Annotated in this window: 23 protein-coding genes and 1 tRNA gene; 17 read left to right on the top strand and 7 right to left on the bottom strand. The window is 63.4% G+C overall.

The features are described 5' to 3' along the window. Window positions 1-129: 129 nt before the first annotated feature. Window positions 130-915, top strand: coding sequence for an IclR family transcriptional regulator (locus CW305_RS15685; RefSeq protein WP_104098345.1), 786 nt, complete (start codon window positions 130-132; stop codon window positions 913-915). 3 nt (window positions 916-918) lie between these two features. Here CW305_RS15685 and CW305_RS15680 read toward each other — a convergent pair whose 3' ends face one another. Next, entirely contained in the window at window positions 919-1,497 is a 579-nt protein-coding gene (locus tag CW305_RS15680; RefSeq protein ID WP_104098344.1) for a TetR/AcrR family transcriptional regulator, read from the bottom strand. A gap of 99 nt (window positions 1,498-1,596) precedes the next feature. On the opposite strand from CW305_RS15680, the gene CW305_RS15675 reads away from it, so the two are divergent. Together CW305_RS15675 and CW305_RS15670 are read left to right on the top strand one after the other, a co-directional pair. Continuing rightward, window positions 1,597-2,481, top strand: a complete 885-nt coding sequence (locus tag CW305_RS15675; protein ID WP_104098343.1) for an alpha/beta hydrolase family protein — start codon at window positions 1,597-1,599, stop codon at window positions 2,479-2,481. Between the two features lie 144 nt (window positions 2,482-2,625). Then, entirely contained in the window at window positions 2,626-3,984 is a 1,359-nt protein-coding gene (locus CW305_RS15670) for a spinster family MFS transporter (protein ID WP_104098342.1), read from the top strand. A gap of 410 nt (window positions 3,985-4,394) precedes the next feature. Here the strand turns inward: CW305_RS15670 and CW305_RS15665 are convergent, their stop codons facing one another. The 5 genes from CW305_RS15665 to gabD all read right to left on the bottom strand — a co-directional run bounded on the left by CW305_RS15665 (window position 4,395) and on the right by gabD (window position 11,929). Next, entirely contained in the window at window positions 4,395-5,537 is a 1,143-nt protein-coding gene (locus tag CW305_RS15665; protein WP_104098341.1) for an acyl-CoA dehydrogenase family protein, read from the bottom strand. A gap of 12 nt (window positions 5,538-5,549) precedes the next feature. Beyond that, window positions 5,550-6,746, bottom strand: a complete 1,197-nt coding sequence (locus CW305_RS15660; protein WP_104098340.1) for an acyl-CoA dehydrogenase family protein — start codon at window positions 6,744-6,746, stop codon at window positions 5,550-5,552. Window positions 6,747-6,789: 43 nt separating this feature from the next. Beyond that, window positions 6,790-8,895 (bottom strand): 3-hydroxyacyl-CoA dehydrogenase NAD-binding domain-containing protein, encoded by a 2,106-nt coding sequence (locus CW305_RS15655; RefSeq protein WP_104098339.1) that lies wholly within the window; start codon window positions 8,893-8,895, stop codon window positions 6,790-6,792. Between the two features lie 234 nt (window positions 8,896-9,129). Then, entirely contained in the window at window positions 9,130-10,335 is a 1,206-nt protein-coding gene (locus CW305_RS15650; protein ID WP_104098338.1) for an HDOD domain-containing protein, read from the bottom strand. 145 nt (window positions 10,336-10,480) lie between these two features. Next, window positions 10,481-11,929: an NADP-dependent succinate-semialdehyde dehydrogenase gene (gene gabD, locus CW305_RS15645; RefSeq protein ID WP_104098337.1), complete on the bottom strand. Its 1,449-nt coding sequence runs from the start codon at window positions 11,927-11,929 to the stop codon at window positions 10,481-10,483. A gap of 313 nt (window positions 11,930-12,242) precedes the next feature. Here gabD and CW305_RS15640 point away from each other — a divergent pair, with 313 nt between their 5' ends. Then, the gene (locus CW305_RS15640; RefSeq protein ID WP_104098336.1) at window positions 12,243-12,695 is read left to right on the top strand and encodes a c-type cytochrome; all 453 of its coding nucleotides are present in this window, start codon (window positions 12,243-12,245) and stop codon (window positions 12,693-12,695) included. A gap of 37 nt (window positions 12,696-12,732) precedes the next feature. Here the strand turns inward: CW305_RS15640 and CW305_RS15635 are convergent, their stop codons facing one another. Then, window positions 12,733-13,434, bottom strand: a complete 702-nt coding sequence (locus CW305_RS15635) for a cytochrome b/b6 domain-containing protein (RefSeq protein ID WP_104098335.1) — start codon at window positions 13,432-13,434, stop codon at window positions 12,733-12,735. 162 nt (window positions 13,435-13,596) lie between these two features. On the opposite strand from CW305_RS15635, the gene CW305_RS15630 reads away from it, so the two are divergent. The 13 genes from CW305_RS15630 to CW305_RS15570 all read left to right on the top strand — a co-directional run bounded on the left by CW305_RS15630 (window position 13,597) and on the right by CW305_RS15570 (window position 23,949). After that, window positions 13,597-13,673: transfer RNA gene (locus CW305_RS15630), tRNA-Arg, on the top strand. Between the two features lie 166 nt (window positions 13,674-13,839). Beyond that, window positions 13,840-15,075 (top strand): tyrosine-type recombinase/integrase, encoded by a 1,236-nt coding sequence (locus CW305_RS15625; RefSeq protein ID WP_042920586.1) that lies wholly within the window; start codon window positions 13,840-13,842, stop codon window positions 15,073-15,075. A 2-nt stretch (window positions 15,076-15,077) separates the two neighbouring features. Further along, entirely contained in the window at window positions 15,078-15,842 is a 765-nt protein-coding gene (locus tag CW305_RS15620) for a hypothetical protein (RefSeq protein ID WP_146067159.1), read from the top strand. A gap of 52 nt (window positions 15,843-15,894) precedes the next feature. Next, window positions 15,895-16,128, top strand: a complete 234-nt coding sequence (locus CW305_RS15615; RefSeq protein ID WP_104098334.1) for a helix-turn-helix transcriptional regulator — start codon at window positions 15,895-15,897, stop codon at window positions 16,126-16,128. Further along, window positions 16,125-16,406 carry a helix-turn-helix transcriptional regulator gene (locus tag CW305_RS15610; RefSeq protein WP_042920581.1) on the top strand — a complete coding sequence of 94 codons (282 nt, stop codon included), beginning with the start codon at window positions 16,125-16,127 and terminating at the stop codon, window positions 16,404-16,406. Before CW305_RS15615 ends, CW305_RS15610 begins: the two co-directional genes overlap by 4 nt. Then, complete coding sequence (locus tag CW305_RS15605) at window positions 16,403-17,023, top strand: hypothetical protein (protein ID WP_104098333.1); 621 nt, start codon at window positions 16,403-16,405, stop codon at window positions 17,021-17,023. Before CW305_RS15610 ends, CW305_RS15605 begins: the two co-directional genes overlap by 4 nt. Window positions 17,024-17,416: 393 nt before the next feature. Next, the gene (locus CW305_RS23480; RefSeq protein ID WP_162836507.1) at window positions 17,417-17,590 is read left to right on the top strand and encodes a hypothetical protein; all 174 of its coding nucleotides are present in this window, start codon (window positions 17,417-17,419) and stop codon (window positions 17,588-17,590) included. Continuing rightward, window positions 17,587-17,811, top strand: a complete 225-nt coding sequence (locus CW305_RS15595; protein WP_003288373.1) for a hypothetical protein — start codon at window positions 17,587-17,589, stop codon at window positions 17,809-17,811. Before CW305_RS23480 ends, CW305_RS15595 begins: the two co-directional genes overlap by 4 nt. After that, a complete protein-coding gene (locus CW305_RS15590) occupies window positions 17,808-18,080 on the top strand; it encodes a DUF3077 domain-containing protein (protein WP_104098331.1) in 273 nt (90 codons plus the stop codon). Before CW305_RS15595 ends, CW305_RS15590 begins: the two co-directional genes overlap by 4 nt. Then, window positions 18,077-20,911 (top strand): DUF927 domain-containing protein, encoded by a 2,835-nt coding sequence (locus CW305_RS15585; RefSeq protein ID WP_042920573.1) that lies wholly within the window; start codon window positions 18,077-18,079, stop codon window positions 20,909-20,911. Before CW305_RS15590 ends, CW305_RS15585 begins: the two co-directional genes overlap by 4 nt. A 150-nt stretch (window positions 20,912-21,061) precedes the next feature. Then, on the top strand, window positions 21,062-21,733 hold the full coding sequence (locus tag CW305_RS15580) for an HK97 family phage prohead protease (RefSeq protein ID WP_042920571.1): 672 nt from the start codon (window positions 21,062-21,064) through the stop codon (window positions 21,731-21,733). A gap of 10 nt (window positions 21,734-21,743) precedes the next feature. Then, window positions 21,744-22,856 (top strand): phage major capsid protein, encoded by a 1,113-nt coding sequence (locus CW305_RS15575; protein ID WP_042920570.1) that lies wholly within the window; start codon window positions 21,744-21,746, stop codon window positions 22,854-22,856. Window positions 22,857-23,847: 991 nt separating this feature from the next. Continuing rightward, the gene (locus CW305_RS15570; RefSeq protein WP_369806274.1) at window positions 23,848-23,949 is read left to right on the top strand and encodes a type VI secretion protein; all 102 of its coding nucleotides are present in this window, start codon (window positions 23,848-23,850) and stop codon (window positions 23,947-23,949) included. Window position 23,950 lies beyond the last annotated feature (1 nt).

The following is a 23,950-nucleotide window of genomic DNA, read 5'->3' as shown; positions in this document are numbered from 1 at the left end:
CTGGATGTCGAATCCGATAGTAGTAGATCGCTTTTTCCGTCGCAATGATCGCCAATGGCCGCACTGCCCCGCGTCGGGCGATCTGCTATCGTTCGCCACCGCTGCCCACTAGCCAGACAGACCGAGACCATGAGCGACGACATCGAAGACACCGGCACACCCAAGGATCGCAAGTTCGTCGAGGCCCTCGCCCGCGGGCTGGACGTGCTGCGTGCCTTCACCCATGGCTCGGTGGTGATGGGTAATCAGGACATCGCACGCATCACCGGGCTGCCAAAGCCCACCGTGTCGCGCATGACCTACACGCTGACCAAGCTCGGCTACCTCAGCTATTCGCAGCAGCTGGAGAAGTACCAACTCGATTCCGGCGTGCTGGCGCTCGGTTATGCCTACGTTTCCAACCTGCGCGTGCGCCAGCTGGCCAAGCCGTACATGGACGAGTTCGCCCGCCGCACCAACACCACCGTGGGCCTGACCTGCCGCGACCGGCTGTCGATGATCTACGTGGAGAATTGCCGCCCGGCCGAGGTCACCACCCTGCGCATGGACGCCGGCGTGCGTCTGCCGCTGGCCACCACCGCCGCTGGCCGCGCCTTTCTCGCCGCCACCCCGGAGAAGGAACGCGAGCATCTGATGGCCGCACTGGCCGCCAAGTACGGCGATGGCTGGGCCGCCATCGAGGCTTCGCTGCACGCTTCGTTCGAGGAGTTCGTGCAGCACGGCTTCTGCCTATCGCTCGGCGACTGGGACCGCAACGTGATGGCCGCCGGTGTGCCGCTGCACCTGGCCGACGGCAGCATCATGGCGCTCACCTGCGGCGCGCCGTCATTCCAGCTCAGCGAGGAAACCCTGAAGAACTCGCTGGCCCACCAGCTGGAAATGCTCGCTCGGGATATCGAAAGCCTCGGCGTCTGATCGTCAGGCCCTGACGCTGGCCCAGGCGATGTCCGCGAGCAGCTCGCGGCAGTCGGCCAGCGCGGTGCGGGAACGGCCCGCCAGCCAGTTACGCGCCATGTCATGGCAGGGTCCGATCACCACCGCGAGAAAGCAGTCGCCGGGCATCCGCCGAAAGGCTCCGCTTTCCCGATGGCGCCGCAGAATCGCCCCGACCCGCTCACCGTGGGCGCGATTGACCTCGCGCAGCCGTTCGCCCATCTCCCCGGCCTCGACCCGCCCGCGGTTGTGCAGGACGAAGCGCGCCCAATCCGGGTTCGCCACCACCCAGTCGATGTAGCTGGTGACGAAAAGCCGGACGCAGGCTTCCGCGTCCAGCGTCTCGATCAGCCCGGCTTCGAGCAGCGCGGCGTACTCACCGATGCCTTCCAGATACAGCGCGGCGATGATCCGCTCACGATTGCCGAAGTGGTGATAGAGGCTGCCGATGCTGGCGCCGGAGCGATCACGAATCATCTCGATGGTGGCCGCCTCCACGCCGAACTCGGTGAAACAGGCGAGTGCGGCCTGAAGGATTTCCTGCTTGCGGCTACTACGGGCCATCCGGCCTCCAATCTGACTAGAATATTTTTCTAGAATTATCTTCTACCCTTCGTATACTGCACCGATCGCAGCAATCGCAGAAGCGCGGAGAACAACAAGATGGCGACGATACAGGTTGAAGAACGCTCCATCGACAACGGCAACGGCCATGCCCTGTCCAGCTACTGGTATCAGCCGAGCAGCCTGCCATGCGGCGTCGTGCTGATCGCGCCGGCGATGGGCGTGCCGCAGCGCTTCTACACCGACTTCGCCAACTGGCTCGCCGAGCGCGGATATCAGGTGGTGACCTTCGATTACCTGGGCATGGGCCGCTCGCGGCGAATGCCGCTTCGCCAGTTGAACGTGGACATCCTCGACTGGGCGCGCCACGACTGCAGCTCGGTGCTCGCCGCGGCGGCCGAGGTTGCCGGTGAGCTGCCGCTGTACTGGATCGGCCACAGTGTCGGCGCGCAGATCCTGCCACTGGTCAAAGGCCATGAGCGCCTGACCCGCATCGTCACCATTGCCGCCGGCAGCGGCTACTGGCGCGAGAACAGCCCGCAGATCCGCAACAAGGCCTGGCTGCTCTGGCATGGCCTGGCCCCGGTGCTGACCGCGGTCGCGGGTTACTTCCCGGGCGGTCGTATCGGGGCGGTCGGCGACCTGCCCGCCGGGGTGATTCGCCAGTGGCGGCGCTGGTGCCTGCATCCGGACTACCTGGTCGGTGTTGAAGGCGAGCCCGTGCGCCAGGCCTTCGCGGCGGTGCGCACACCCCTGACCTCGCTGTCCTTCAGCGACGACGAAATGATGTCGGCGCGCAACACTGAATCCCTGCATGGCTTCTACAGCTCGGCACCGAAAACCATGCAGCGCATCGCGCCCGCGGAAATCGGCGCCACGCGGATCGGCCACTTCGGCTTCTTCCGTCGCAGTTTCGCCGACAACCTCTGGGCGCCACATCTGTTGCCAGAGCTGATGCCAGGCCAACAACAAACGGTGGCGTGACCCATAATCGTTAATTTCGCAGAGCGGAACATTGCTAGCATATTTCGAAACATATGCAGGGGTTATTCACCTTGCCGGATGGCTGATCTCCGACAAAAGTGAGGATGGGCTGGTTACAGCCCTCCTCGCCAATGGAGCCTTGCCATGCACAACAACAATAACGGCTACCCCTCGCAAACCCGCGCCTGGGCCACGGTCGCCATCCTCATGCTCGCCTATGTGCTGTCCTTCGTCGATCGGCAGATCCTCAACCTGCTGGTCGAACCGATCCGCCGAGATCTGGACATCACCGACACCCACATGAGCCTGCTCATGGGCTTCTCCTTCGCGGTGTTCTACACCATCTGCGGCGTGCCCATCGGGCGCCTGGCCGACCGCAAGAGCCGCCGCGGCATCATCGCCATCGGCGTGCTGGTGTGGAGCCTGATGACCGCGCTGTGCGGCACCGCGCGAACCTTCTGGCAGTTTCTCGCGTTCCGCATCGGAGTCGGTGTCGGCGAGGCCGCGCTATCGCCCTCGGCCTACTCGCTGATCGCCGACAGCTTCCCGCCCAAGCTGCGCGGCACCGCGATGAGCGTCTATTCGATGGGCATCTACATCGGCTCCGGCCTGGCCTTTCTGCTCGGCGGGCTGGTGGTCAAGTTCGCCTCGGCCCAAGGTGATGTGGAGCTACCGGTGCTCGGCATGGTCCGCCCCTGGCAGTTGATCTTCCTCGTACTCGGTGCAGCCGGCGTGCTGTTCACCGCCGTGCTCCTGCTGATCCGCGAGCCGTCGCGCAAGGGCGTTGGCGCCGGCGTCGAAGTGCCACTCAGCGAAGTGGCCGGCTACATTCGCCAGAACCGCCGCACCGTGCTCTGCCACAACTTCGGCTTCGCCTGCCTGGCGTTCGCCGCCTACGGCAGTTCGGCGTGGATTCCGACATTCTTCATCCGCACCTACGGCTGGTCGGCCAGCGACGTCGGCGTGCTCTACGGCTCGGTGGTGGCGGTGGCGGGCTCGATCGGCATCATTGCCGGCGGGCGGCTCTCCGACCTGCTGCACCGCCGCGGTTATCGCGACGCACCGCTGCGCGTCGGCATCATCTCCGCCGCGCTGACCCTGCCACTCAATCTCGCCTACATGGCCGGCACCGGCGAACTGGCGCTGGCGCTGATCGCCCTGCACGTCTTCACCATCGCCATGCCCTTCGGCGTCGGCCCGGCGGCGATCCAGGAAATCATGCCCAACTCCATGCGCGGCCAGGCCTCGGCGGTGTACCTGTTCGTCATCACCATGGTCGGCCTCGGCATCGGCCCGACCGCCGTGGCGCTGGGCACCGACTTCGTCTTCGGCGACGACAACGCGCTGCGCTACTCGTTGCTGATCGTCACCGGCGTTGCGCTGGTCGGCGCGATAGTCCTGCTCGGCATGGGGCTCAAGCATTACCGCGGCAGCCTGGATCGCCTGCAGGAGTGGAAGCCGCAGGGTACAGCGCCAGCCGAAGCAGAGGCGAAGCCGGCCTGATCGAACGCGGAACGTCAGGCGCAGGGTGGATCGCGCTTCACCGATCCACCACATCACGGGTACCAACCCAACCGCGTGGATGTGAAAAGCGACATCCACCCTACGAACTGCCACCGGTGTGAACGATCACTTCGCGAGCCTGCCGGCCATGGCACGCCCCGGTTGGCACGCAACGGCGGAAGAGGCTTCGCCGTCTTCCACCCTACGAGACTGCCACCTTGCGCGCATCGCCGTAGGGTGGGCTTCAGCCCACCGTTTGGTTGCTGGCGCGAGCTGAAGCGGAACGCCGCCCTACGAAAGTGAAGACGACACCTCCGCCACACCTGCCCGCAGTCGGCTAAGCACCTGACCCTATCTCTGCAAAGCAAAACCGGGCCACAGGGGCCCGGTCGCGTGTCGCGATTGGCGCCTTACGCCACCTGCATCAACTTCGCATAGGCCTTCAGGTGATGGTCGTCGTCACCGAACTGGTGGGCGATCATCACCAGGCGCTTGGCGTGGTGGGCGAGGTTGTATTCCCATGTCATGCCGATGCCGCCGTGCAACTGGATAGCCTCCTCGGCCACCTTGCGCGCGGCGCGGGCGCAGATGTATTTGGCGGCGGCGATGATGCGCCGGCGCTCGTCGTTGTCTTCGCCGTCGGCGAAGGTCGCGGCGAGGATCGCCATGCTGGTGGCCTGCTCCAGCTCGGTCTGCATGTCCACCATACGGTGCTGCAGAACCTGGAACTTGCCGATCGGCACGCCGAACTGCTTGCGCGTCTTCAGGTAGTCCAGGGTCAGCTTGCAGGCTTCGTCCATGCTGCCCAGCGCATCGGCGCACTGCGCGGCGATGGCGCGGCCCTGCTGGTAGCGCAGCGCCGGAAGCCCGTTGCCGATTTCGCCGAGCAGCGCGTCAGCGCCGACCTGCACGTTGTCGAGGAACAGCTCGCAGCCCCTGCGCCCGTCGATGGTCGGGTAGACGCGACGGCTGACGCCCTGGGCGTTCGGATCGATAAGGAACAGGCTGATGCCCGTTTCATCGCGACTGTCACCGGAAGTGCGCGCCGACACGATGATCTGCCCGGCGCTGTGCCCGCCGATCACCACGGCCTTGCGGCCGTTCAGACGATAGCCGCCGTCCACCGCCTCGGCCTTGGTCTGCACGTCGTTGAGGTTGTAATGGCTCTGCGGTTCGTCGAAGGCCACCGCCAGTTGCAGCGAACCGGCGGCGACCTGCGGCAGCAGATCCTGTTTCTGCGCATCGGAACCGAGCTGGTCGATCAGGCCACCGGCGAAGATCACCGATTGCAGATAGGGTTCCAGCGTCAGGCCACGACCCAGCTCGGTCATGACCAGCATGGTTTCCACGCCGCCGCCACCGAAGCCGCCGATCTCTTCCGAGAACGGCACGGCGGTCAGGCCCAGCTCTCCCAGCTGCGACCAGAACTCGGCGGAAAAGCCCAGTTCCGACTCGCTGAATTTCTCGCGCTGTTCGAATGGGTAGGCGTCGCGCACCAGACGCGCCGCGGTGTCTTGCAGCATTTGCTGCTCTTCAGTCAGTTTGAAGTCCATTGCGGTGCCCCCTTACAGCTCGAGAATCATCTTCGAGACGATGTTCTTCTGGATTTCGTTGGAGCCGCCGAAGATCGACAGCTTGCGCATGTTGAAGTAGTCGCCGGCCAGCGACGCGCTGTAGTCGGCGTGCAGCAGCTCACCGTCGTAGTCCAGCTGCAGCTCTTCTTCCAGGAACGGCAGCGCATAGGGGCCGATGACCTTGCGCAACAGGTGAGTGATCGCCTGGCGGATCTCGGTGCCCTTGACCTTGAGGATCGAGGACTCGGCACCGGGCACGCCACCCTCCTTCGCCGCGGCGAGAATGCGCAGGGTGCTCATCTCGATGGCCATCAGCTGCATCTCGACTTCCGCGACCTGGGCGCGGAACAGCGGGTCTTCGAGCATCGGCTTGCCGTCGCAGACCTCCTTCATGGCGATACGCTTGAGATGCGCCAGCACCGCCTTGGACGAGCCGATGCCGGCAAGGCCCGTGCGCTCGTGGGTCAGCAGGTACTTGGCGCAGGTCCAGCCCTGGTTTTCCTCGCCGACGAGGTTTTCCACCGGCACGCGGACGTTGTCGAAGAAGACTTCGTTGACCTCGTGGTCGCCGTCCAGGGTGATGATCGGCCGCACGCTGATGCCCGGGCTCTTCATGTCGATCAGAAGGAAGCTGATGCCGCGCTGCTGCTGGGCTTCCGGGTCGGTGCGCACCAGGCAGAAGATCATGTTGGCGTGCTGGCCGAGGGTGGTCCAGGTCTTCTGGCCGTTGACCACATAGTGGTCGCCGTCACGCACGGCGCGGGTCTTCAGGCTGGCGAGGTCGGAACCGGCACCGGGCTCGGAATAGCCCTGGCACCACCAGTCTTCACCCGAGAGGATGCGCGGTAGGTAATGATCCTTCTGTTGCTGCGTGCCGAACTTGATGATCACCGGGGCAACCATGTTGACGCCGAAGGGCACTGTACGTGGCGCGCCGAAGGCCGAACACTCTTCGTCGAAGATGTGCTTTTCCACCGGCCCCCAGGTGGTGCCGCCCAGCTCCACCGGCCAGCCCGGCGCATACCAGCCACGCTTGACCAGAATCTGCTGCCAGCGCTGGTGATCTTCCTTGGACATGTGCTTGCCGAGCTTGACCTTGGCGGCGATGTCCGCCGGCAGCTCGCTTTTCAGGAAGGCGCGCACTTCGTCGCGGAAGGCGAGCTCTTCGGCCGTGTAATTGACGTTCATGGGAAGGTCCTCATGCTGCGTTCGGTTTGCAGGCGGGCGGCGCTCATTGCCCGGCCTGCCATTCGGTGAAGGTGCGGCCTTCAGCGGCCAGTTTTTCCAGCAGCGGCGCCGGCTTCCACCAGTCGCCACAACGTGCGTGCAGCTCCTTGACTCGCGCCAGCACGCGGTCCAGGCCAACGCTGTCGGCATAGAACATCGGTCCGCCGCGGAAGGCCGGGAAGCCGTAGCCGTTGAGGTAGATGACGTCGATATCGCTGGCGCGCTGGGCGATGCCTTCTTCGAGAATCTTCGCGCCCTCGTTGACCAGCGCGAAGATGCAGCGCTCGACGATGTACTGCTCGTCCAGCGTCTGCCGCTCGATGCCCTTTTCCCGCGAGGCTGCTTCCAGCATAGGCGCGAGTTCGGGGTTCTCCTGCGGGGTGCGGTTGCCCGGCTCGTAGCGGTAGTAGCCGGCGCCGGTCTTCTGCCCGAGCATGCCGGCTTCGCAGAGCTTGTCCGAGACGGTCGGGAAATCCAGGTGCGCCGGCAGCGTCGCGCGCTGGCGTTTGCGGATCGCCTGGCCGATGTCGAGGCCGGACAGGTCGCGCATGGCAAACGGCCCCATGGCCATGCCGAAGTTGCGCAGGGCGCCGTCGACCTGTTGCGGCGTGGCGCCTTCCTCCAACAGGAATTCCGCCTCGCGGCCGTACTGGAAGACCATGCGATTGCCGACGAAGCCATCGCAGACGCCGACCACCACCGAGACCTTCTTCAATTTCTTACCAATGGCCATGGCGGTCGCGAGCACCTCGTGGCTGGTCTTCTCGCCGCGTACCACCTCCAGCAGGCGCATGACGTTGGCCGGGCTGAAGAAATGCAGCCCGACTACGTCTTCTGGCCGCTTGGTGAAGGCGGCGATGGCATCCAGATCCAGCGATGAGGTGTTCGAAGCGAGAATCGCACCGGGCTTGCATACCGCGTCCAGCTGTTCGAAGACTTGCTGCTTGACGCCCATCTCTTCGAAGACCGCTTCGACCACTACATCGACATCGGCCAGGGCGGCGTAATCGGTGACGCCCGCGATCAGCGCGAGGCGCTGCGCCATCGCCTCCTCGGTCAGGCTGCCGCGCTTGACGCTCGCCGCGTAGGTATCGCGGGCGCGCTGCAGGCCGCGTTGCAGGGCGTCATCGTTGATCTCCAGCAATTTCACCGGCACACCGGCATTGGCGAAACTCAGCGCGATACCGACACCCATGGTGCCGCCGCCGATCACCGCGGCGGTCTTGATCGGCCGTGGTTTCACGTCTGCCGGCAGATCGTTGATCTTGCCGGCCTGACGCTCGGCGAAGAACGAGTGGACCAGAGCACCACGCTGTGGCGAGTTCAGGCATTCGGCGAACAGTTCACGCTCGCGCTTGAGACCCTCGGCCAACGGCAGCTTCGTCGCCGCCTCGACCGCCGCGATGCAACGCAACGGCGAGAACAGTCCAGGCATGCGCTTGGCCACTTCGGCATGCTTGGTGCGGATCAGCGCCTCGTTGTCGGCGCCCTCAAGGCCTTGGGTCTGCTCGCCAGTGCGTCGCGGTGCGCGGCCTTCGTCGACCATACGACGGGCATAGGCGAGGCCGGCTTCGCGCAGTTCGCCGTCGAAGAGCTCATCGACGATGTTGTGCTCGACCGCCTCCGCCGCACCGATGGGCTGGCCGCTGACGATCATGTCCAGCGCCTTGGCGACACCGGCCAGACGCGGCAGGCGCTGGGTGCCGCCGGCGCCCGGCAGCAGACCCAGCTTCACTTCCGGTAGGCCGACCTTGGCGTCCTTGCGCGCGATGCGGTAATGACAACCCAGCGCCACTTCAAGTCCGCCACCCAGCGCGGTGCCATGAATCACCGCGACGCTCGGCTTGCTGCAGACTTCGATGACTTCAATTACGTCTGGCAGGCTCGGCGCCTGCGGGGGCTTGCCGAATTCCTTGATGTCGGCGCCGGCAATAAAGGTATTGCCCTCGCACATCAGCGCCACGGCGCGGACCTGTGGGTCCGCTTCGGCACGCTGAAAGGCCTTCAGCAGCCCGTCACGCACCGCCTGGCCGAGGGCGTTGACCGGTGGATTGTTGACCGTGATCAGCGCGATCTCGCCCTGAACCTCGAGCCGTACGACATCTGTCATGACTGGCCTCCGCTGTGTGAAATGCTGATTGGAATTGTAATTTCACGGAATCATGTTTCGCACAGCAGAATATAGGAGTCACGTTATGCATGTCGATAGGCCGACATCGCCAAGCAATATCAAGCGGGGAAGAGATGTAGCGCGCGTCAGCGCTCGATATTGCCGGCAGCCGAACCGGCGTCGGGCAGCACCATCAATCAGGGGAATGTCGCCGCCAAAGCGGGTACAGCGACTTCAGCCGGATACGGCATGCCGCGGGGCGCGGGCCAACAGGTCGGGGTCGATACGTAGCAAACGCACCGTTCGTTTGCTGGCCAGGGAGGCGGGCTCGGTGCCTTCCGGCAGCTCGATCAGCAGCCGCGTCAGGTTGAGCACCAGCGCTTCGCGGCTGAGTGCGCCGGCGCCCAGGGCATAGTAGGCCGTAATCACCTGGCGCAGCTCCAGCGGCAGCGCCCACTGTGCCCGTAGCGCCGAGCCGAAGCCGGCCGCGCGCTCGCACAGGCAGCGCTGCAGATCCGCTTCATCCAGCTCGCCACCACTGTCGAGCCAGTCCTGCAGGCTGCGCAACAGCGCCAACTCACCGATGTTCCGTAGCAGGCCGGCGCTAAAGCAGAGCTCTCTGTCCAACTTCAACTGCCCTGCCAGCCAGTCAGCCAGGCGTGCGGTGCGCAGCGCCTGCGCGCCGAGCTGCGCGCCCAGTTCGGCAAGACGTGGCTCGACCAGCCGGGCGTTGTGCTGCAGTGCCAGCTCGGTCACCAGCTGTAGGCTGCGCGCAGCACCGAGTCGCCGCTGTGCCTCGCCCAGGCTCAGGCAAGGCGTGGCCTGTTGCGCACCGCTGCTGGCGACGCTGATCAGTCGCGCAGTCACCTGCGGGTCGCGGGACAACAGCTCTTGGAGCTCGGCGAAATCCTGATCGCCGCCCTGCAGGCGCTGCAGGGCCACCAGCACAGCCTCCTGCAGCGGCGCGCCGCGGTTATAGGGGCGCATGCGCTCGAGAAAGCGATCCACGTTGTCTGCCGGAGCAGGCGTCGTCATCCCTGCACGGCCGGCCGAGCGTGGCAGCAACCGGTCCAGGCGCTGGCGCAAGTCGTCGAGATCGTAGGGTTTGCCCAGGTAGGCGGCGGGTGCCAGCGGCAGCACGGTGCGTACGCTGGCGGTATCGGTGCGTGCGCTGATCAGCACGCAGGGCAGGCGCTGGGTCGGACCGTGGCGCCGCAGTTCGCGCAGCAGCTGGCGGCCATCGAGGCCATCCAGTTCACCATCGACGATCAGCAGGCTGGGCACCTGACGCTTGCACAGTTCCAGCGCGGCATGCCCGTCTGCCGCTGGCTGCACACGCATACCCGGGCGCAGTTCGCGCACCAGCTGACAAAGCTGATCCGCGCGCCAGGGTTCGTTGTAGGCAACCAGAACGAAGGAAACTTGGGCGGAGATGCTCACTGGAGATGTCACCACAGCCTAGCGACGGTCTAGGTGGATGGCGACAGACCCCTGGAGTGGAATCGCGCCAAGCGGGGGCGCGATTCTGCACGGACCGATAGCAAAAAGCCAGCCTCAGACCCTGAGGCCAGCTGTCACAGGTGGCTCAGATGCCCATGCAGAGATACTTGATCTCCAGGTAATCCTCAATGCCGTACTTGGAGCCCTCGCGGCCAAGGCCGGAGGACTTCACCCCGCCGAAAGGCGCCACTTCGGTGGAGATCAGCCCGGTATTGATGCCCACCATGCCGTACTCCAGCGCCTCGGCGACGCGGAACACCCGGCCCAGATCGCGCGCATAAAAGTAGGAGGCCAGGCCGAACTCGGTGTCGTTGGCCTTGGCGATCGCATCGGCCTCGTCCTTGAAGCGGAACAGCGGCGCCAACGGGCCGAAGGTCTCTTCCTTGGCCACCTTGGCGCTGTCCGGCACGTCGACCAGCACGGTCGGCTCGAAATAGCTGCCGCCAAGCGCATGGGCCTGGCCGCCCGCCACCAGTCGCGCGCCCTGGGCGACGGCATCCTCGATATGCTCGCGGACCTTGGCGGCAGCGCGATCATCGATCAGCGGGCCGAGATCGGTACCCTCCTCCAGGCCATTGCCAACCCGCAGCTTGGCCACCGCCGCCTGGAATTTCTCGGCGAAGGTGTCGTACACGCCGTCCTGCACATAGATGCGGTTGACGCAGACACAGGTCTGCCCGGCATTGCGGTACTTGGACTGCACGGCACCCTTCACCGCCTCGTCCAGATCGGCGTCGTCGAAGACGATGAACGGCGCATTGCCGCCCAGCTCGAGGGACACCTTCTTGATCCCTGGCGCGCACTGCTCCATCAGCTTGGCACCCACTTCGGTGGAGCCGGTGAAGGAAATCTTGCGGACCTTGGGGTTGGCGGTCAGCTCGTTGCCGATGTCGCCCGCCGAGCCGGTGACCACGCTGAGCACGCCCTTGGGAATCCCGGCACGTTCGGCCAACTCGACCATCGCCAGTGCCGAGAACGGCGTCTGCGAAGCGGGTTTGATCACCATGGTGCAGCCAGCTGCGAGTGCCGGGCCGGCTTTGCGGGTAATCATCGCTGCCGGGAAATTCCACGGCGTGATCGCCGCGGTCACGCCGATCGGCTGCTTGATGACGATGATGCGTTTGTCTTTCTGATGGCCAGGAATGGTATCGCCGTAGATGCGCTTGGCTTCCTCGGCGAACCACTCGATGAAGGACGCCGCGTAGGCGATCTCGCCCTTGGCCTCGGCCAGCGGCTTGCCCTGCTCCAGGGTCATCAGGCGGCCCAGATCGTCCTGGTTCTCCATCAAAAGCTCGAACCAGCGGCGCAGCTTCTGCGAACGCTCCTTGGCGGTCAGATCACGCCAGGCCGGCAGCGCACGCTCGGCGGCATCGACGGCGCGACGGGTTTCCGCGGCGCCCATCTTCGGCACCGTGCCAAGCGTTTCGCCGGTGGCCGGGTTGTTCACGCTGATGGTCTGGCCGCTGTCGGCATCCAGCCAGGCGCCATCAATATAGGCCTGCTGACGGAACAGAGCGGTGTCTTTGAGTTGCATGGCAGTCTCCTCGGGCATCGTAGCGGCAGGCCCGCTGCGGAAAGTTTGGCTGATACGACGCTCATCTGAACCGTCCTTCGCCGCCCGGTTCCTGTCGCCGCATTGCACTGCGAACGGCCATGCTAGGACCGCAGCCACTGGCCCGGCAAGCTCATGACGCATGACGTTGTCGCGCCATTGACCAGCCTGATACATCGCACGGCCTGTCACGACTTGTTACCCAAACCCTACTACTGGCCGGGGTATAGTTGTGCGCGAGCGGCCTCGGCCGCCGATAACCAAGGATCGATAAGGAGTTACCGTGAAAGCATTGATGACAGGCGTCGTGGCCGCCGCCCTGCTGGCCAGCACTGCCGTCCAGGCGCAGATGAAGCCGGAAGAGATGGTCGAAACCCGCCAGGCCGGCTACCAGTTCATGTCCTGGAACATGGGCAAGATCAAGGCCCAGGTAGTCGACGGTAAGGAGCCCTACGACCAGGCCAAGGTAGCCGCCGCCGCCAATGCCATCGCCGCCATCGCCAATTCCGGCATGGGCAGCCTGTACAGCCCGGACACCACGACCGAGCAGCTGGGCAAGGCGACTCGCCTGAAGCCTGAGTTCTTCCAGAACCTCGACGAAGCCGGGCAGATCGGTCGCAACTTCACCGCCGCCGCCAACCAGCTCGCCAAGGTCGCAGCGGAAGGCGACCAAGCCGCGATCAAGAAGGCCTTCGGTGACGTCGGCGGCAGCTGCAAGTCCTGCCACGACAAGTTCCGCGCCGACTGACCCGTCGCAGCCAGCCGACACCAACCCGTCGGCTGGCTTACCAGTCCAGGCTCGGTGCGACCGCGGCGGGTTCCGGCTCCAGCCAATCCCCTACCGCTTGCACACCCCATACGCAAGCCGCACCCAGCGCAATCGCCAGCACCGCCGCAAACAGCGAACCACCGCGGGCATCCTGCTGGGTCGGGTGCTCGCGCTGCGTTCTTCCTGCAATCATCGCGCGCACCAGCGGACGGCGCATCACCAGCGTGTAATAGATGATGGCCCCGATGTGCATGCCGATCAGCACCAGCAGCAGCCACTTTGCCTGCCGATGCAGGCCGCTCAGCGCGCTGCCGGTTTCGCTGCTGACCAACGCATAAAGCGGGCCCTGGAAGGCGATGTCATCGGTTGCCATCAAGCCGCTGATCACCTGAAAGCTCACCAGCAGCAGCATGGCCAGCACCGAAAAAGCACCGAGCGGGTTGTGGCCGGCCTCGCGCCAGTTGCCCTGCAGATAGTCCTTCACACCGACGGTTGCCGCGAAGATCCGCGACCAGCGTGCGTAGGTCGACCCGACGAAGCCCCACACCAGACGAAATACCAGCAGCCCCAGCACCAGCAGACCGAGCCGGCCATGCCAGGGCATCAGATTGCCGCCCACCCAGCCGGTGACGACGGCTGCGATCACCGTCCCGGCGAACAACCAGTGAAACAGCCGCAGCGGCGCATCCCAGAGTCTGATATGGCCCGACATCTCCATCCCCTCGCCATTCGAACACCCACGGCCCCCGGCCGCGACTCGCAAGGGTACCAGCCGGACCGGCCTCGGGCAGCTGCGAAAAAGCCGCACCTGGACCGTATCCGTCCGGCCGCACCAGCATGGACGCCCGTCAACGACATGCGTATGATTGCGCCCCGCAACGCATCCGTAGCTCAGCTGGATAGAGTACTGCCCTCCGAAGGCAGGGGTCGTGGGTTCGAATCCCGCCGGATGCGCCAAATACCTGTTTCTAACTGTCTCCAGCAGTCTACGAAACACCATGAAAAGCCCGCCCCGTGCGGGCTTTCTTGTTTCTGGCTGTATCTCCCTGTCTACCCCTAGCACTTCCCGCCGTGTATGCCAGCTTGTATGCTGGCCGAAAATTCGAACCGAGGCATACAAGGGATGAAGCGCAGCGATATCAAGCGCCGCCCGCTGGCGGATACCACCCTGGGTGGGCTGGAGCCAGAGCAGACGACCTACAGGGAACATGACGGCCAGGGGCTTTACTTCCGGGTTAAGCCCAACGGCGGGAAGTCATGGGAGCTGAGGTACAAGAAACCTGACGGGAAGTGGTCATGGATCGGCCTAGGGAGCTACCCCACCGTTGGCGGATCGGTAGCCCGCGCCAAGGCTGCTGAGCTGCGGGCGGACGCCAGTGAGGGAAAGAACCCCATCACCACGAAGCAAGCCCGTCAGGCTTCATCCCTGGAGGCCGCTGGGCACACATTCGAGACACTAGGCCGCGAGTGGATCGAGATTCGCCGGCCCGGCTGGGCCGACAGCACAGCGAAACGAACCATTGGCGCGCTGGAGCTGCATGCCTTCCCGGTGTTCGGCAAGCGACCCTTTGCCGAGATAACGCCCATCGAGTGGATGGAGTTCCTGCGTGGCATGGAGAAGCTGGGCATTGTCGAGCAGATGGGCCGAGTGCGCCGATCCTGCAAGGAAATCTATGACCTGGCCCGCGTCACAGGCCGCGCAGTGCACAACCCCCTGGACGGACTGAGCCGCTTTCTCCAAACCAAGCCAGCCGAGAACTATGCACACGTTTCGGCCAAGGAGCTGCCCGCCCTGCTGCGCTCGATCAGCGCTTATCCACACGCTGATGACCTACGCCACGGCCTGCGCTTACTCATGCTCACTGGCGCCCGCCCCAGCGAACTGAGGGAAGCCACCTGGAGCGAATTCGACCGCGAAGCCGGCCTATGGGTCGTGCCGGCCGAGCGCATGAAGAAGCGGAGAACACACACCGTCCCGCTTTCGCGCCAGGCCCTCGAAGCACTCAAGGGCCTGCGTGCCATCACCGGGGCTTATCCATTGCTGTTCCCTGGCCGGAACGACCGTACCAAGCCGCGTAGCAACATGGCCTTCAACATGGCGCTTCGCCGCATGGGTTACGAAGGCCGGCAGACTGCCCACGGCTTCCGCCACATCGCTTCGACCACGCTGCGCGAACACGGCTTCGCCAAGGAGCATGTAGAGGCGCAGCTATCCCATGCGGAGGATGGGGTGGCCGGCGTCTACAACAAGGCCATCTACCTGGAGCAGCGGCGCACCATGATGCAGTGGTATGCCGATTACCTGGATGGCTTGGAGAACGGAACCGTGGTGCAAGGCCAGTTCGGGAAGGCAGTGTGACGATGCTTATCCAACCCACCAGAAAAATCGGTGTTCTTGGTGTTCTTGGTGTTCCTGAATCGCTGAAAGCCAGTAATGACGCGGCCTACAGCGATGGAACACGAACCGTAACCGGGGTGAACACATGGTGTTCAGAACACGAAACGTGTTCTGGTGAACTCGCTGCAAGTATTACCGAGCACACCACCGCTGGTGGCCGGCATTTCGCCGAAGGGCATGGGATTGAGCTGCCACATTTGAAGGGTGCGAACCGTGCTCAGGCTACGGAGCGCTGGGTTCTACTGCCGGATACGGAAGGACGTGGACGTCTACTTTGGGCGTGGAATCCTCTGGCACCTGATGATCTTGACGCTTTATTTGCCCGGATAGGCGTAGGGGAGTCGACAGACGAGGATAACGAGCTATTCAAGGCTTGCATGCTCGACCGCTTCATTCAGCGCGTTCACGATGGCAAGGATATCGAACGCTGGATACTGATGGCGCTGGCTGATGCGTTCTGGAAAGTACTTATGGGCGGGGATTGGTGCGACGAGATTATTCTGCCAGGCCGACCTACGAACCCTGTCCGGCCTCCGCGCGAGGAGCGCGATCTCGAAATTTACTGTGCGGTTTGCAACTGCATAAAGCGAGAAGGTACTGCCGTTACGGAGGCTATAGCCAGAGCTGGCGATGCTTATGCGGTGTCGTATGAGACGGCGCGCGCGGCTTACTACAAGTGGAAAGACCGTCTTTCTAAGAACACAACGAAAACTCAGAAAGACCAGTAGCGGCCCGTCTACATAACGTTCCCCCTGTCTACCAGCACAGGGGATTTGCTCAATGTCCAGTCCACACCACCCGGCAGCCAATCCACTGCCGTTCTCTCCTTCCGATCTGCTCACAGCTGACCAAGTAGCCGCCGCGCTCGGTCTCTCGCATCGCACCCTTGCCGCCTGGCGCAGCACTCGCCGAGGAGGCCCCGCCTGGGTCAAGTGTGGGTCGGCGGTGCGCTACCGCCGCCAGGATGTGGCCGCCTGGCTGGAAAGCCAGACCCGCGCAGGTAAGCAGGCATGAAGGCCGTGCCGATGACCGGCAAGAACACCGCAGCGCCTGCCGGCCCGCTCCCGCTCGACCCCGCCACCACCCTGATTCGCATGCCCGAAGTCGTGGCAATCGTCGGGCTGGCGCGGCCGACGATTTACAAGCTGATGAAGCAGGCAGACAGCGGCTTTCCCCAGCCGGTGAAGCTGAGCAACAGCACCGCGCGGGGTGCGCCGGTCGCGTGGGTGCTGGCCGAGGTGCAAGCCTGGGTCAAAAGCCGGATCGCCGCCCGTGGGAGTGCTGCCGCATGAGCTTCCCCCGCGTCCCTTTCGATACGCCTTTCTTCGATCCAACCGGCCTCGGCTTCGCGCCGCCGAAGCTGGCGGGCCTTGTGTGGCGCGCCTTCACCATCGCCACGATCTGCTTTGACCCGCAGGAACGAGAAGCGCTGTTTATCAACGCTGACGGTTATGTCGTGCCGCTGGAGCCGCACCCGTACGAGCTGCGCCGGCTGCTCGAACGCGCCGTCAGCCGGGAATACGGAAAAGTCTGCGGTACCGGCCAGTTTGCGATGCGCGAAGCGCGTATCGGCGTGATGCGCAACCAAGGCTTGCTCAAGCGCTGGGTGGTTTACCACCTGGAGCAGCCCGCGCACTACGCCAATGAGCCAGCCGCTTGGCAAAGCTATGTGGAAAGCGAACTGACCGAGGAACAACGCGGCATCGAGGCGGCGGTCGAGGCAATGGCGCACCTGGTGCGCGTGCCTTGGACGGAGGGGCCAGAACCGTGCGCAGCCCACGCGGTTGAGGAGCGCCGCGCCGAGCTGATGGCGCAGTACCGGCGCCGCAAGGCTGAGAACGACGCCGTAAACGCCTGGCTGCGCGGAGACGCGCCAAGCGCACCGCTGCTGCAAGCACTCGCCGGCTGAGCGGGCCACAAACAAAAACGCCCCCGGCTGCAACCGGAGGCGTGGGAGAAATCAAATATGCACGCCGAATCTATGCCATGCCCGGTGTTCGCGCAAGCGTTGCGAGCCCTCGATGGGCTTGCACGCCTTCTGACGGGGCGCTACAGTCTGCCCGTCGCTGCAAATTCAGCGACCGGGTTTGGCGACCCGAATACCACACGGCGCACAGGCGCCCATACTCTCATTGCAGGCGCTTTTTTTGTGCCCGCAATGCCGTGTTATGGCGGTCGTGCGTGGGAGACCGAAAGGTCTGCCGGGTTCCGTGTGTCCCGGTTCGCCAACCTGCGCACGGCTGCCACCCATAACTGTTTGGCGACGGTTCGTGGCAGCTCCACTACACACGGAGCACCACCCATGAAGCACCCGCACGCCCTCAATCCGTCTGCAATTCAGCACCACGCCGCTGCCCTGAAGGCCCGCGCCTTCGCCGCGCTGCGCGCCGATTCGTCCCTTTCCGTCCGCCTGCGCCGCTACAACGAAGCGATGGCCAAGGCCCGCGCCCTTGAAGCGATCGGGGGTGCGCAATGAGCAGCCTCAATCAGTTGGTCATGACGCACGGCGACCAGATGATGAGCGCCGGCTATGCGCTGGAAACTCTCGCCGATCTGCTGGGCGGCGACGGGAGCGAACATCATCTGTCAGCGCAGGACTTGAACGGCCTTCGTCACGCCGTGCGTGCCATCGGCTGCTATGCATTGGCGGCCGGCGCAGAGCTACACCAAGCAGCGAGCCAAGGGGGTGCCCTATGAGCGCCACCCGACTTCGCACCGAGGCGCAGGACTTTTGCCACTTCCAGCGTGGCGCGCTTTTCTCGGTCAACAAGGGCTTCGACGTGATCGATGCTCTTGAGCATGCATCCTGTCTGCTCGATATCGCGAACAAGCTCACCTTGAACGTCGCCTGCGACACAGCCGGCTCTACCGAGGCGCATGCCGCGCAGCACCTGGGCGAGATGGCCAAGGCGCTGGTTGATGCGTGCATTGGCGGCGCCATTACCGGCAAAAGGGGTGGCGTATGAGCGAGAGAAAGCCCAAGCGGCCAAGCTTTGCCGAGGTGAAGCGCGCTTCCCAGCTGGCTATCGACCAAGTGCTGTCGCACTGGCTGCCCGGTGGCGTGCGGGTGGACGGCGGCAAGGAGTACACCGCGCCCAACCCGACCCGCGTCGACAAGCGTGCCGGCTCGCTGAAGGTGAACATCGCCAAGGGCACTTGGTGCGATTTCGCGACCGGCGACAAGGGCGGCGATCTGATTGACCTGGTGCGCTATCTGGACGGCGGCAGTGAGGTGGATGCCTGCAACAAGCTGGCTGACTTCCTCAACGTCACGGCTGGCAGCCAGCCAACGCCGGCAACGACCAGCAGCAAGGCACCGGAATGGGTGGCGATCCAGCCTATACCGGAAGCCGCGATGTCGAAGATTCCGTACAAGCACCGCACCCACGGCCAGCCATCGAGGGTGTGGATCTACCGCGACGCTACCGGCGCGGCGCTGATGGTGCTGTATCGTTTCGACCTTGGCGCGGACGCAAACGGCAAGCTGAAAAAGGCGTTCGCGCCGCTGACGTGGTGCCGCTGCTCGTCCGATCAGTCCTTCCAGTGGCGCTGGCTGGGGCTTCCCGAACCGCGCCCGCTGCTGCACCTGGACGAGCTTGCGAAGCGGAGCGATGCGCCGGTGGTGTTATGCGAAGGCGAGAAGTCCGCCGATGCCGCCGCCGAGCTGCTGCCGCACTACGTCGCGACCTGCTGGCCGAACGGGGCGCAGTCCCACCACAAGGCAGACTTTGCGCCGTTGGCCGGACGCGATGTGCTGCTCTGGCCAGACAACGACGCGGGCGGGCTGAGCTGCATGCAGGCCATCGCCGGCCAGCTCCAGCAGCTTGGCGCCACCGTTCGCACGGTTGCAATCGAGACATTCGCACCGGCAGACGGCGAAGACGCCGCCGACGCTCTGGCCGCTGGCTGGACCGCCGAACGGCTGGCAGAGCTGGAGGCCAGTGGTCGTCTGTTCGCCAAGGCTGACATAGCTCCGATGCCGCCGCAGGCCGAAAAGCCGGCTGCCGCGAAGAAAGACGCTCGAAAGCCCAAGCAGGCAAGCCGGTCGGGCGGGTTCAAGGTGAAGGCCGATGGTGTGTACTTCGCCGGCGACGATGGCGAATCTCGGATGGTCTGCTCTCGCCTCGAAATTCTGGCGCGCACCCGCGACGAGAAGGGCCATAGCTGGGGCCTGCTGGTGGAGTTCGACGACCCGGACGGGGCGCCCAAGCGCTGGAACATTCCGGCGCGCTGCATGGCCGGCGAGTTCTCGAAAGAGGTGCTTGGGCCGCTGGTTGATATGGGGCTGCGCCTGGCACCGACCCGCGACGTACGCCATTCCCGCAACGACCTGCAGAGCTATCTGCAAAGCTACGACAGTGGCGAGCGTGCGCGGCTGGTCAGCCGCCTTGGCTGGCATGCCGCCGCGTTCCTACTGCCCGATCAGCAGATTGGCGACAGCGATGAACGCCTGCACTTCTACGAAGCCGGCGCGCAGCTCCCACCGATCAGCCAGGCCGGCACGCTTGAGGAATGGCAGCAGCACATCGGCACGCTGTGCGTGGGCAATCATCGGGTCGCCTTTGCGGTGTGCATCGCGCTGGCGGGGCCGCTGCTGCATCTGCTGGGCCTAGAGTCCGGTGGCTTTCACTTCTACGGCGTGAGTTCCAGCGGCAAGAGCACGACCGGACGCGTGGCGTGCTCGGTGTACGGCCCGCCTGCGTTCGAACGCTCGTGGCGCTCGACAGACAACGCGCTTGAATCCATCGCCGCGGCGCACTCGGACGGGCTGTTGGTGCTGGATGAAATCAGCCAGTGCGACCCGCGCATCGTCGGCGAAACCGTGTACATGCTGGGCAATGGCATCGGCAAGGCCCGCGCCAATGACCGGGGCCAGTCGGGCCGGCAGGTACAGGAATGGCGCTTGCTGTTCCTCTCCAGCGGTGAATACACCCTGGCGCAGCACATGGCCGAGGCGAACAAGGAGCTGAAGGCCGGTATGGATATTCGGATGCTCGCCGTCCCTGCCGACGCCGGCAAGGGCCTCGGCGTGTTCGACACGCTGCATGACTTCGACAGTGGGCAGGCGTTGGCCGACGAGCTGAAAGCGCGGGTGGGCATGTACTACGGCACACCGCTGCTGGCCTTCCTGGTGGCGCTGTGCAATCCGGCCAAGCAGCGCGGTTATCTATCCATCATCCGGCGAAGCCTTGAGCAGTTCGCGCGCGAGGCGCTGCCGGCCAGCGCAAGCGGGCAGGCGCACCGCGCCGCTACTCGATTCGGGCTGGCTGCCGTGGCCGGCGAACTGGCGACGGGCCTTGGCGTCACGGGCTGGCCTGAGGGCACCGCAACGGCTGCGGCGCGCGCCTGTCTGGACGCTTGGCTGGCTGAGCGTGGCGGCGCTGGAAACCTCGAAGGTGAAGCCATCGTGCAACGGCTGCGCCTGGTGGTGGAACGCTATGGCGAAAGCCGCTTCACGCGCTGGGACGGTATCGCCGCGAAAACCGATGACCACGCCCCGCGCACAGGCGACCGCCTGGGCTTCCGCCGAACGATAGAACACGGCTGCGGCGATCAGCTTTATACCAGCGTGACCTATTACTTCCTTGCAACGGCCTGGCGTGACGAAGTGTTCAAGGGCATGAACTTGCGCAACGTGAATCGGGAGTTGGTCAGCCGGGGGATTCTTGAGCGTGGAAGCGACGGCAAGGCAGCACAGGCACTGACGCTGCCTGGTATGCCCAAGAGCCGGGCTTATGTTGTTTCAGCATCTGCCCTTCTTGATGAACCTGCAAATGAGCAGCCGTTCGCCGCATAAGAAAAGTTCGTTTACATCTTGCGCTCAGGGCGCCCATGTCGATAATGGGATATATATGCAGTGCGTGACGCGCTGCACTCCGTCCCAGATGCGCGTGATGCGTTCCCTGAGCGGCAAATGTTCCTATTTGCTACTTCTGGAGATACGTGCATGCGCACTTTCCGCACCGCCCCAATTCAATTCAAGTTTTCCAGCGCAGATGAAGTCGGCAGCTTTTCAGGGATTGCATCGCCTTATGGCGGCGAACCTGATTCATATGGCGATCTAATCGCGCCTGGCGCCTATACGAAATCATTAACTCACCACGAGAAAAGCGGAACACGCCCCGCGCTTTTATGGCAACACGACCAAACTAATCCGGTAGGCGTCTGGATCAAGTTTGAAGACTCTGCCGAGGGGCTTATTGCCCACGGCAAACTAACAATGGAAGTACCCCAAGCTAAAGCCGCCCATGCGCTAATGAAAGACGGCGCGCTGGCTCTGAGTATTGGTTATTCCATCCCTTACGGCGGCGCAGAACTTGTTGATGGGGCGCGCCTCCTCAAGGAAATCGACCTTCATGAAATATCCTTGGTTGCGATGCCGGCAAACCCTAGCGCCAAGATTACCAGCATGAAGTGCTTCGATCCTGATAACCCGAATCCACGAGAATTTGAACGCGCCGCGCGTGATGCGCTGGGGCTTTCTGCCCGCGAAGCGAAAAGGCTTATGGCGGGAGGCTGGAGCGGCCTTGTTCGAGAAGAACAGCCTGACAACAGCACAGAACTGGCCGCTATAGCGGCAAAACTCCAAAACATCACCGCGTCTCTTATCGGGCGCTGAGGTAACTAATATGTCACTTGAATTGCTTACAAAATCCATTGAAGAACACAGCCGCGCAGTCGAATCGCTCAAAGGGTCTTTCGAGAAGGATATTCGTGAAGTTAAAACGCATCTGAGCGAACTGGAACAAGAGTTTGCCCGTATTCCTGCTGGCGGTATTCGCACATCGCAACAAAAAGGCAGTGACATAGCAAATCGCTTCATTGAATCCGATCAGTTTCAAGCGCTCACGAAAGGCGCGCCATCGACTGGCCGAGTTGCAATGAGTGATATTGCTATCAAGTCGATTACCAACTCCGGGGCTGGGATTGCCGGATCAACTGACTACGACATTGCCCCTCAGCGTGCGCAAGGGCTTTATAACGCACCGCTACAACCTCTTAGTTTGCTCGCTGCACTCCCGTCGTTGCCGGTCAGCTCTGGAGTCTTTGAGTATCTTCAACTAGGGGCATATACCAACGCGGCTGCGTTCCAAACCGAAGAAGGCCAGCTCAAGGCCGAAGCCGCAATGCCAACCGAACTTGAGCAGGCTCAGGTTGCGACCATTGCGCATTGGATTAAAGCGAGTCAGCAGGTATTGGACGATGCCCCTGCCCTCAGCCAGCAAATTGGAAACCTTCTCCAATATGGCCTAATGGCCAAGCTCGAAGCGTCCATTGTTGGCGGTGCTGGCGGCAAGGGGGAAATTAAGGGGCTTTTGTCCCACGCGGTGGCTCATACACCAACCGGAACACCCAAGGCGGCTGACGCTATTGGACAAGCGGCGCTTAGTCTTCAGGCTGCTGGCTGGAACGCTGGACTCATCATTCTTAATCCAACCGACTGGTTTTCGGTCGCGAGCGAGCGTGACGCAGCTGGTCAATACATTCTTGGTAGCCCACGAGACCCATCCCCGGCTGGCCTTTGGGGGATTCAAGTAGTCCTCACGCCAAGCCTGCCGACTGGAACTGCGCTTGTTATGGACCCGAAGCAAGTTGCGGTCCTTGATCGAATGCAACCGACTCTGGTTGCTAGCCGTGATGACGACAAGAACCTGACCAGTAACCTGGTAACGATCCTGGCTGAAATGCGGGCCGGACTTGCGGTGTTTGCCAAAGGCGCTGTGCTCAGCGTCGCCATCTGACCCAGCCTGGAGCAGTTCAGTATGAGCAATCCGACCGATAAGCCTTTGACCCTGAAGGAGTTGCGACACCGGGTGTTCGGTGTTCTATCCGAGTACTACAGAATCGCCGCACAGGCTGAGCGCCAGAAGACCTAACGTGTAAAGCACCCACAAGAAGGCCCATCCACGGATGGGCCTTCTTGCATCTACGAGAACACAATTCGCGTGATGAACACCAAGTGTTCCGGGTGCGATGGCTTAGTGTTCCTTGGCCCGAGGCCGCGCCATTCGTGGGCTGTAGCGATTCAGGAACACCAAGAACACCAAGAACACCGAATAACTTAGGACATGAGCGCTTATCGTCCCGCGCCCGGTTTTAGATGCGAACCATCAGCGATGCAATCAGCGCGAGCGCCACCGGGTAGGGTGGGTGAAAAGCTCAGGGCTTTTAACCTCCGAACGACGGGGGGAGCCATGTTTACCGTGAGTGCTGAAATCAAATAGGGGGGGGGCAACTGTCATAGTGAGCTGTAGCCTGTATGCCCACATGTATGCCTGAGAATATTGAATGTATATTTTCCGAGTAATATCAGTAGGTTACTGAACAGGTTAGAGGCCCGCCGGAGCGCCATATAGATAGTCGTTTCGAGTCCTGCTCGAAACGCTCCGACAAAGCCCGCTCACTGCGGGCTTTGTCGTTTTCTGCGCACCGTCTTTAGACCGTTGCCCTCGGCCGGCCAAAAGCCAACGTCAGGCAAGTGCAGGCCGCCCTGCCTGCATCGGGATGCTGATGCAAGGGAAACCTGCCATGCGGCGCCATCGGCCTGCGCCAACCTGACCTCACGCTCGTTTTAGACGCATCCAACGGGTGTTCTGTGAACCCGATCACCGAGCCTGCAGGACAACTGAACTTCAATGCGCCGACCAGGTCGCGCCATGCGCACCTTGCCCCCACACACGACTTCAAGGAGGAAATCGCGTGCCCGTGCGCTATTACGCCCTCGTTTCGCTCATCGCCGCCGCGCTGCTCGCTGGTTGCACCGGCAACTACAAATTCGACGATGATCACTATCGCCCGCTGGGTGATCCGCAAGCCTTGAATCGCGGCCAGTAAC

Source organism: Stutzerimonas kunmingensis (assembly GCF_002929225.1).
Classification (GTDB): domain Bacteria; phylum Pseudomonadota; class Gammaproteobacteria; order Pseudomonadales; family Pseudomonadaceae; genus Stutzerimonas.
This window is presented reverse-complemented; position numbering and strand designations above follow the sequence as displayed.